The sequence below is a fragment of the Peribacillus sp. NPDC060253 genome, from assembly GCF_042727425.1.
GTDB lineage: Bacteria > Bacillota > Bacilli > Bacillales > DSM-1321 > Peribacillus.
In genome coordinates this window covers 17,321-27,082 of sequence record NZ_JBHXAS010000068.1, presented here as the reverse complement: position 1 = coordinate 27,082, position 9,762 = coordinate 17,321, and the positions used below count along the sequence as shown (strand labels likewise).

9 protein-coding genes are annotated in these 9,762 nt (G+C 40.9%); 3 read left to right on the top strand and 6 right to left on the bottom strand.

Features of this window, described 5'->3' with window-relative positions; all coding sequences use genetic code 11:
- Positions 1-125 precede the first annotated feature (125 nt).
- Positions 126-1,493 carry an amino acid permease gene (locus ACFWE9_RS17215; RefSeq protein ID WP_230159455.1) on the top strand — a complete coding sequence of 456 codons (1,368 nt, stop codon included), beginning with the start codon at positions 126-128 and terminating at the stop codon, positions 1,491-1,493.
- A 46-nt stretch (positions 1,494-1,539) separates the two neighbouring features.
- On the opposite strand, the gene ACFWE9_RS17210 is transcribed toward ACFWE9_RS17215, so the two are convergent.
- From ACFWE9_RS17210 to ACFWE9_RS17185, 6 genes are all read right to left on the bottom strand, one after another.
- Positions 1,540-2,403 carry a DUF4349 domain-containing protein gene (locus ACFWE9_RS17210; protein WP_377357849.1) on the bottom strand — a complete coding sequence of 288 codons (864 nt, stop codon included), beginning with the start codon at positions 2,401-2,403 and terminating at the stop codon, positions 1,540-1,542.
- A gap of 59 nt (positions 2,404-2,462) precedes the next feature.
- Positions 2,463-2,636: a hypothetical protein gene (locus ACFWE9_RS17205; RefSeq protein ID WP_377357847.1), complete on the bottom strand. Its 174-nt coding sequence runs from the start codon at positions 2,634-2,636 to the stop codon at positions 2,463-2,465.
- Between the two features lie 95 nt (positions 2,637-2,731).
- A complete protein-coding gene (locus ACFWE9_RS17200; RefSeq protein WP_377357845.1) occupies positions 2,732-6,547 on the bottom strand; it encodes a bifunctional 2',3'-cyclic-nucleotide 2'-phosphodiesterase/3'-nucleotidase in 3,816 nt (1,271 codons plus the stop codon).
- Positions 6,548-6,853: 306 nt separating this feature from the next.
- Positions 6,854-7,312, bottom strand: a complete 459-nt coding sequence (locus ACFWE9_RS17195; RefSeq protein WP_230159451.1) for a DinB family protein — start codon at positions 7,310-7,312, stop codon at positions 6,854-6,856.
- Positions 7,313-7,338: 26 nt separating this feature from the next.
- The gene (locus ACFWE9_RS17190) at positions 7,339-8,172 is read right to left on the bottom strand and encodes a GNAT family N-acetyltransferase (RefSeq protein WP_230159450.1); all 834 of its coding nucleotides are present in this window, start codon (positions 8,170-8,172) and stop codon (positions 7,339-7,341) included.
- A 400-nt stretch (positions 8,173-8,572) separates the two neighbouring features.
- Entirely contained in the window at positions 8,573-8,734 is a 162-nt protein-coding gene (locus tag ACFWE9_RS17185) for a YvrJ family protein (protein ID WP_081092540.1), read from the bottom strand.
- A 156-nt stretch (positions 8,735-8,890) separates the two neighbouring features.
- Here ACFWE9_RS17185 and ACFWE9_RS17180 point away from each other — a divergent pair, with 156 nt between their 5' ends.
- Complete coding sequence (locus ACFWE9_RS17180; protein ID WP_230159449.1) at positions 8,891-9,514, top strand: sigma-70 family RNA polymerase sigma factor; 624 nt, start codon at positions 8,891-8,893, stop codon at positions 9,512-9,514.
- The gene (locus ACFWE9_RS17175) at positions 9,507-9,722 is read left to right on the top strand and encodes a hypothetical protein (RefSeq protein ID WP_230159448.1); all 216 of its coding nucleotides are present in this window, start codon (positions 9,507-9,509) and stop codon (positions 9,720-9,722) included. Before ACFWE9_RS17180 ends, ACFWE9_RS17175 begins: the two co-directional genes overlap by 8 nt.
- The last annotated feature ends 40 nt before the right edge of the window (positions 9,723-9,762 follow it).

Genomic DNA, 9,762 nt, shown 5'->3' with positions numbered 1-9,762 from the left:
TATTAAAATATATTATTTAGTTGTAATATTATGTGAAAAATCAATAAATAATATGTATTCTCCTCTACTAGTGATAAAATGCTAGATAGAGAAAATCAAACTCCAACATAGAAAAGGGGAAAATTATGCAAAACTCCAAAGAATCTCAACTACATAGAGGTTTGGAAGAAAGACACATCGCATTAATGTCTCTTGGCGCAGCCATTGGAGTCGGTTTATTTCTCGGCTCGGCATCTGCGATTAAATTAGCCGGCCCAGCCATCATTATTTCCTACGCCATTGGCGGGCTTATGATCTATCTAATCATGCGTGCACTAGGGGAAATGGCGATAAAAAATCCAGTCGCAGGCTCTTTCAGTCGCTATGCAAGCGAATTTGTCGGTCCTCTTGCCGGATATATAACCGGATGGAATTACTGGTTCGTTTGGATTGCCACCTGTATGGCTGAAATTACGGCAGTCGGAATCTATATGCAATTTTGGTTCCCTGATACTCCGCAATGGGCTTGGGCGTTAGCCGCACTTGCCATCATGACAACGATTAACTTTCTTGCTGTAAAAGCATACGGTGAATTGGAGTTTTGGTTTGCCCTAGTTAAAATCGTTACGATCATCCTTATGATTGTCCTTGGCTTCGGAATGATTATTTTTGGACTGGGGAATGGCGGAATCGCGGTCGGATTCGGTAACCTTGTTGAACATGGCGGATTTTTCCCTAATGGGATTTCCGGTGTCATCCTTTCTTTCCAAATGGTCATGTTCGCCTATTTGGGTATTGAAATGCTCGGAGTAACCGCAGGTGAAGTCAAAAATCCTGAAAAATCTTTAAAAAGAGCAATCGATACCGTTTTTTATCGGATTTTACTTTTTTACGTTTTAGCTCTGACAGTCATTTTATCGATCACTCCATGGGATCAAATGAATGGTGAAAACAGCCCATTCGTTATGATGTTTGATAAAATCGGTATACCAGGCGCAGCAGGAATCATTCAGTTTGTCGTACTGACAGCAGCCCTTTCATCTTGTAACAGCGGGATCTTCAGTACAGGGAGAATGTTATTCAACCTAGCGCAGCAAGGTGAATCACCAAAAAGTTTCGAACGTACAACAAAGTCAGGCGTACCTGGCGTTGCTATTATCGTTTCGGCAGTCGTGCTACTTTTCGGTGTTTACCTTAACTATATGGAAGCAGATAAAGTTTTCAGTTACGTTACAAGTGTCGCAACATTCGGTGCACTCTGGACATGGGGAACCATACTTGTTACACAGATTATCTCTAGGCGAAAAATGAGTCCGGGAGAAAAACAAGGCTTAGCTTACAAGATGCCGCTTTTCCCATTCACTTCTTATTTCACGCTCGCCTTTTTAGTGTTCGTTATGGTTGTACTCGGCTTTTCAGCAGATACAAGAATCGCTCTAATCGTTGGTCCGATTTGGATCATCCTGTTGGTAGTCCTGTATTATGTGACCGGTTTGCATAAACGAAATAGATAAATGACCGAGTGCCCAAGCGATATTGGGCACTCTCTTTTTTTAGCCTTTACCTTTTTTCCCTTCTTTTCATGGCCCAAAGGACCACCGCAACCGCCCCGCCTAGAATAACAAGGATAGGCAAGTTTCCTATTATAAAAACAATGATTCCTGAACCCGCTTTAAGTATTAGATTCGCACTCGTTGCGAGTTGTTTCTTCGTTCTCTCCCATGTATTCAATTCCTTATTCTCAATACCTGGTACAACAATTCGGTCCTGAGATAATGTAATTGTAACCGTTGAATACGAGGTCTGGTTTTCAAGATACTTCATTTGTCCAGTCAGCTGCTCTATTTCTTCTTGAACTGCTGCAAGATCGGATGATATTTTCAGCAAATCTTCCGTTTTCTTAGCATCTTGCATGAATGCAAGTAACCTTTCCTCTACAGCCCTCTTTGACTTCAGTCTTGCTTTTAAATCCACAAATTGCTCGGTTACATCCTGGCCTGTCACATTTCTTCCGACCACCTTCGAAGCCTGGCCCTCGCTATCGGAAAGAAAATCCTGAAAATGGGCTTCAGGAACCCGTACAGTGATCGATCCTTCCACCTTTTCTTCATCTTCCCTGTATACATTGGACTCAACGACATATCCGCTATATTCCTCCACCTTGTTCTCAATCTTCATTTGTGCCTTTTCAAGGCTTTTCACCTTCAATTCAAGCTGCGCTTGATGGATGACCTTTCTTTCATTCGTCATCTTCTCTTCTTCCACAACTTTTTCCGGCTCCATTTTTCCAGAAAATGAAGCGTCCATTTTACTGCTCGCCTTTTCATCACTTGATTCTGATGCTGAATCATTTTTTTCATTACTGCTGCATGCCGCAAGCAAAAAGAACAAACTGAAGATAAGCATCATTGTTTTACGGTTCATCTGTATTCCCCCTTTTCTTAATAGTACCGACGAATAATTTGGAAGAAAGTTACACTTCACTATTTTATTATCAGAAATAAAAAAGGAACGCCCCTTGTATTAAGGAGCGTTCTCTTTTGGTGTTTCACGAGTAAATGTTGAAAACTCACAAGTAAATGCTCAAGTTTCACGAGTAAATCCGCTAAACCCACGAGTAAATGCTCAAGTTTCACGAGTAAATCCGCTAAACCCACGAGTAAAGCTCAAGTTTCACGAGTAAATCCGCTAAACTCACGAGTAAAGCACAAGTTTCACGAGTAAATCCGCTAAACTCACGAGTAAACTTCAATTAATTATTGATATTCGTAATTCTGCCTTCAGTTTCCGCCGTGATCTTTCCGCCTTTAAAGGTTTCTTTCACATAGTTAACGAAAGCTTCTAGATCAGCATGGCCAAACACACGCTCTTTTCCTTTCAGGACGGTATAGTTATCTCCGCCGCTTGCCATGAAGTCATTGACGGTCACTGTGTATGTTTCGGTATCCTTGATAGGTGTTCCGTCCGCTTTCTTCAATAAAGTGACTCTTTCCGTGACCGGTTTACTGAAGTCGGCTGTATAACTCAGCCCTGAAATTTGCAAGGTCTTCGGTGCTCCTTCAACGATCCATTGCTGTTGAAGCAACGTTTTCACCTCGGCTCCAGTAAGTTCAAGCTTAACCAATACATTCCCGAAAGGCTGGATTTTAGCTAAATCAGAAAAAGTAACGTCTCCCTTTGGAATATCTGCGCGAATTCCGCCTGGATTCATGAAGGCAAAGTCTGTATTCAAATCTGCCTTCATGGAATCTGCAATTAAATTTCCAAGTCCTGTTTCCTGCGTGTAGGCATTTGCTCTTCCTATTATCTCGCCCGTTGTCCCAAGTGGTGCTTTCAACTCTGGGAACATATCTAAATAGTCGTTAATGAATTTCGTCGTCCCGGCGTCCGGTGTGATGCCATCTTGTGAAACCGTGACGATTTCAGCTGACTTTTTGACAATATCCTTTGTGATAGGATCGATCTCCAGGTCCACATCTTCAAATGCCGTTCCATAAGAGTAAGCTTGTACAATCAATTTATTATCCACATAGTTGTTGACCCTTGCGTGATTATCCCCAGCTAAGATCACATCGACTTCATCATCCACGGTTTTAGCAAGATCCGCCACTTCACCCGTGATGACTCCGTCTTTTTCAGTGCCTGGGTCATGCGAGATGATCACAATGGATTTGACGCCTTTTTCCTTTAACTCATCAACCGCCTTATTTACGGCGGGTGCCTGTTCTATGAATTCCACATTCTTAATGCCATCCGGACTAACCTTTTGAGGTGTGGCGTTCGTGACTACACCTATGAATCCAATATCAACCCCGCCTACCTTTTTTATGACGTAAGGGTCCAAAATAGGTTTTTTCGTGTCTTTATATACGACATTGGCCACCACATACGGGAAATTCAATTTATCGAATACTACATCCGAGGTAGGCGACTTACCGCCATTGATTTGAGCCATCAGGGTTTCTACCCCTTTATCAAACTCATGGTTCCCGACAGTTCCGACGTCGAATTTCATATCATTCAAAAACTGAAGCGTCGGTTTGTCCTGGATCAAAGAGGAAACGGGAGCACTTGCCCCGACAGCATCCCCCGCTGATAGTAACAGTGTATGATCAGGGTTTTCTGCTTTGCGCTGCTTTAAATGTGCAGCTAAATAATCGGCCCTCCCCTGTTTGACACCGCCAAAACCAGAAGTAGTATCAAGCTGGCCGTGGAGATCATTGATTCCAAGCAATTGCACCTTAACGTTTTCTTTGCCAAGATTGAATTTATAAATACCAAAGCCTTTATCATCTTGTTTACCCGTATATGTAATCGGGCTGTCTTCATTTAAATATTCCGCTCCCTTTGGTGATGATGTAAAAGTAACATTCACCTTGCCTGAAATCGGGGCGATCGACCAGTTATTATCAGCGGTTGGATTGATCTCCTTTTCTTGTGTAATGTAATCCATCAGGATCTGGCGATTTTCATCCGCAGAGTCCACTATGTACTCACTGCCCTTGACTCCCGGGAAGTTTCCTCCGCCCGAGGCACGGTAATTATTCGTCACGACGATGAAGTCCTGATTCGGATCAACTGGTTTGCCATTGTATTTTAAATCGGCAATCCTGCTTGAGTCAGACACTTTGATCCCTTTTTCATCATAGCGCGGAGCCTTAGTGACATCGATTTGATACGTAACGCCGTCAATGACATCAAAATTATAGACGGCAAACTTTCCATTAAGCAATTCTTGTTCCTCAGTCTTGGCAGGATCAATTTTATTATATTTCCCTGCAGACATCTCAAGCCATTCTTTTACAACGGATCCTTTGATCTTGATTGCCTTCAAGGTATTATCGTATAAATATAAATCGCCGGCACTGCGAATGGTCAAACCGCCTTTTTTGATTTCGGTGAACTCTTCAACTCCATTGCGACCCGCTTTGAAAGGCGCTCCTACAGAGAGAATAGGCAAGTCTTTGTATTCAGGACGGTTGCTTTGGATGTATTTCTCTACATACCATTTCTGTGCGCTCGTCACGACTTGTATAGAAGGATCATCTTGTACAAGGGCGAAGTAACTATGAATGGGTGCTGTAGTCGTTCCAATTGGTGTATTAACATACTTGATCGTTCCTTCGTGATCCTTTTTAACGGCTTTGACGACAGCTGCATCTTCAGCCGCTTTTATCCCTGTTACTTTGTCGTTGATTGCCCGTGTTGATGAATCGGAATGTACGACTTTCCATTTCCCCTTGATATTCTGGATATCAAGATCGATGATCCCTAGATTACTGCCGCCATACCCTGCTTGAACGGCTGGTACACCATTTATAGTGCCCTTTTTATTATCCACCCCTTTAAGGACATTGCCTTGACTATCTTTAAATAGACTGTCTAAAGACGCTTCATCTTGTGCCGGAAAGACTTTATGTGTATGTGAGAACGTGATGGCATCGATTCCGGATACTTTACTTAATGAATAGATGACATCCTCAGTATTTTTGGTGTCGCCATTAAACCCGGAATGTGTCAGAGCCACAATGACATCTGCGCCCTTTTTCTTCATTTCAGGTACATATTTATTTGCAGTCGTGATGATTTCTTTTGTAATGACTTTACCTTCAAGATTTGCTTTATCCCAATCCATGATTTGTGGTGGAGCGAATCCGATGTAGCCTATTTTTACTGACTTTTCATTTCCATTGATGTCTTTTACCTTCTTAGTGACGATTTTATAAGGCGTATATTTATTTTTATCATTCTTTGGATTGTTGTCTTTATCTTTTTTATAAACATTGGCATTGACATAAGGGAAGTTCGCATCGTTGATGGCTTCGTCTAAATAAGATAAACCATAATTGAATTCGTGATTGCCGAATGTGGCCACATCATAATCAAGCAAGTTCATCGCTTTATAGACAGGGTGGACCTCCCCTTTTTTCAGTGGTGCTATATTCGCTTTGTAAGTACCTAACGGCGTTCCTTGAATAAGGTCGCCATTATCTACTAAAACACTATTTTTCACTTCATTTCGCGCTTGTTTGATTAATGTTGCCGTCCTTGAAAAGCCGACGGAGTCCGATACGGCATCTTTATAATAATCATAGCTTACTAGATTAGTGTGTATATCCGTCGTTTCCATGATCCTTAATTCAAACGGAGCATCTGAAACGGGGGTTGCCAGGCTGTTTCCGAAGCTACTCGTATTTCCGTTATACTTGGAGACCACCGATATTTTGACCCAATAACCCGATTTGTACGAGTTGAAGTATGCAGAGAACTTTTGGGCTGATTTAATATCCGTCTCGACAGCTGACTGTGAAATGACCTTTGTCCCATTCATTAGCTGGAACACAACAGTTTCATTTCCCTTGTTCCCCTTTTTCGGCGTGACCGTTACAGTTGCTTTTGTGCCGTTTGTGTAATTGACAGTAGGGGCTGAAATAATAAATGGTTTAGTCGTGACCGGTTTCTTGTTAGTCTCTTTTGCGGAGGTCTCCCCCGGTGTGGTAAATGGTGCGGTTATCAAACTTACAGCAAGAAGCGGGGCAAGCATTTTTTTAATATGCATCTTGGACATACTTCACAACCCTTCTATTTTTTGTAAAATGCTAGAATAATATACCATAATTTTGTCGAAAACGCGTCACGATTTACCGTAATAGTAAGTTTTTTCCTCCGTTGTTCAAACATCTAAATCATACCCCCTATAAATATTTTGATTTTTCAATGTTTTCATTCTATAGCATGTCAACACTAAGTCATATTAATTTTATTGATCGGCTAAATTTCACCCCCTGCTTGTCCCCTTTCTTTGAAAAAACTGCCCTTTCAAAATAAAAAACCGGTATAGCAAGTTGCATTACCAGTTTTAAAAGCATAAAACCTATAAATCCCGATCTATTAAACTGGCTGAAACCGGTTTGATCCCCATCTCCCTCGACCAGATGGACAGCTGGCCTATATGATGAATTTCGTGGGCTATCAGGTGGTGCAGGATCCTGCCTTTTTCGTATGTCCCCTCCATCCAAGATGGCTGAATCATTCCATTCTCATCTTCAAAGGAATGCGAGTTCAAATATTCCATGACTTCAAAATGATAGCGCTCAGATAGCTCTTCTACTTTCTCGATCGTATCATAAGCGTCTAAATCAATTCCGAGATCCGGTTTCCCTTGTATAGCCCGGATCCAGCTGTATTCAACATCGATAATGTGAGCGAGCGTCCTTAAAACATCGCCCACCCCGCCCGTACGTTTCCGTTTAAGGTCTTCACTCGATACGGACCGGCACCATTCGAACCATTCACTTCGCACCTGCCAGTTATAAGTGAATAAGGTCAACATCCCATCCCCCCTAATTCTCCCCGTCGTCAGCACTGCAGCTTGTATGAGTAATAATCCTGCCGTTGAATGGTTTTGAATCCGCAAGATTCATAGAGTCTTAAAGCATGAGCATTCGTTGCCTCGACTTCAAGAAAAATATCATATCCAGGTTGACATTGTTCGGCTACGATCTTTTTCAGTACCTTTGTGCCAAGTCCACTTCCCTGGTATTTAGGAAAAATGGAAAATCCATAAATCCACGCTTCCCGACCAGAGTGATCAACACGGATTTTCCCTACCGCTCGGCCATCTTTTTCAATGATCATGGTTTTCAGGGTAGCCTCATAAAGAATACGCTGATAATAATCCCTCGCCTCTTTTTCCGTGAATTGGAAACACTGAATATCAAGCTGAATTTCCGTTTCTTCATCACCACTCCGTGAAGGGCGAACGACTGCATCCTCATAATCATCCAGCTCCGTTTGAGACCATTTCATTTGAAACTCAGAAAAAGCAAACTCACATGGCAGCTGCTTCAAAAATCCTTTCCCTGAATGAGAATGAGCAGGTGAATTCAAAATGATCAACTTGTAATCCCGCTGCATGGCATTCCTCATAGCGTCGTCCATCAGTTTAGTAAAAATGCCTTGCCTCCTAAAATCAGGATGTACCATTCCGCACATCTCCACTTTGCTTCCAAATTCGTACAGTCCAAGAAAACCAACAAGTTTCAATCCCTCATAGTGAAGATAATCATTCTTATTCACACCATTTCGACTGCGAAGTGTCTCCCAGTTCAGCTTTAATGTAAAATCTCCCCGTTCACATTCTTGTTGTAGAATTCGAATATCCTCCAGCTGTTTTTCATTCAAAATTCCCACCCCTTTTCCATACTATCAGTTTATTACCAAATAATGAGAAAAGCAGCACCCTTTATTAGGATACTGCCAACTTTCCATAATTTATTTAAGAATGTTGTTTTTTTAAAAGTATTTTCACTTTAATCCATAAAACTAAAAACGTACAGGAGGAGGATTTCCTATCTAATTCCATTGACGGATGAATTATAGTAGTAAAATGATTCCAATTGACGATTATTTTTTACCTATTTTATGGTATATTCCAAATAATGGATTACTCATTTTTTCATTTGACTAAAAAGGAGGAATGTAATAGGTTAAAATTACCATTGTGTCGATTTTTTTATACCCGAATTCCGGACCCTTTTTTGAATAGAATCCGAAACTCGGTTTTTACTACCTAGCACATAACGTCCTGAGGTTATCGTTTCGTTTTATGAGCGGACTTTTTTAAGTTCTCAACGTCCGTTGTCAGTTCTTTTAATTGTTTACCGAAGCGGAAGAGCAAAAACATAGAAACGACGAATGGATAGCCAAATTCGCTAACTAATGACACCCACACAGTAGCATCCTCAATCATCATCCTCTTCACCCCTTTTCTTGTATCTGATATCTAAAGTGAAACTTGTTTAGAAAAATCAATCTAGCACTATTGATTTATAGATAAAAGAACAAATGTTCGTATATAATTGATTTATTCCACTTGTCCATCACTTTATTAATTAAAGGAGGGATAGCAATGAACCAATTAACCGCTCATTTCTTTTCTCATTCATTGGAATTTTTACAGCAACAGTACTCATCTTTCTTTGAACAACCGATCATTCAAGTATTTTTACAGAACCCAGAGCATATGAAGATTCTCAGAGAGACTCTTGATTCCCCTTCTTCTCACAACATTTATCATCTCAACGAGACTTTCAAAATTTTCTATTACCGGGCAAAGGTTTACAAATACATGTGCTCCCTAATTTACTTTTTCTCCGTTGATTTTGATAAAAGGGCACGGAAGCAGCGGGAACGCTATCGAATGGTACTGGATGCAGCGCCGAGGGATACTGGCGGAGTGATTGATCGAATCGGAACTTTGGACCTTCAACTTGAAAATATGGGTGAAACGAATGAACTCTCCTCACACATAAGTGATGAAGAAATGATAAAAGCCCTGAAGAACTTAACCACCAAACAAAACCTGGTGTTGACCATGATCTTTTCATACGGCCTATCCAACAAGGAAATTGCTGCATATTTCCATGAGTCGCCACAGAATATCTCAAGTATCCGTAAACAAGCTCTCAAAAAACTTCGAAAACACTATATGGATGAGGTATATGCTAGAAAGGAGAAAAGCCATTGTGGATAAAAAACTCTCAAAAGAGGAATTGTTGAATCTAATTGATTCTTTGAATCCTAAAATAAAAAAATCGTTATTAAACACAAACTATCAAGACCGGAATGACCTGGAACAAGAAATTAAGCTCAAAATCATCGAGTCATATGAAAAAATTGCTGCAATCGAGGCTCCTAATTTCGAAGAGTTCCTTACTGAATTCTTGACTAAGCAAAAATAATAAAAAAAGTACCAAGTCCAGAACATGCTGGACTTGGTAC

Excerpts from the sequence above, each read along its gene's own strand:
- ACFWE9_RS17215 (WP_230159455.1), top strand. The coding sequence starts at position 126 with ATGCAAAACTCCAAAGAATCTCAACTACATAGAGGTTTGGAAGAAAGA.
- ACFWE9_RS17210 (WP_377357849.1), bottom strand. The coding sequence starts at position 2,403 with ATGAACCGTAAAACAATGATGCTTATCTTCAGTTTGTTCTTTTTGCTT.
- ACFWE9_RS17200 (WP_377357845.1), bottom strand. The coding sequence starts at position 6,547 with ATGTCCAAGATGCATATTAAAAAAATGCTTGCCCCGCTTCTTGCTGTA.
- ACFWE9_RS17195 (WP_230159451.1), bottom strand. The coding sequence starts at position 7,312 with ATGTTGACCTTATTCACTTATAACTGGCAGGTGCGAAGTGAATGGTTC.
- ACFWE9_RS17185 (WP_081092540.1), bottom strand. The coding sequence starts at position 8,734 with ATGATGATTGAGGATGCTACTGTGTGGGTGTCATTAGTTAGCGAATTT.
- ACFWE9_RS17180 (WP_230159449.1), top strand. The coding sequence starts at position 8,891 with ATGAACCAATTAACCGCTCATTTCTTTTCTCATTCATTGGAATTTTTA.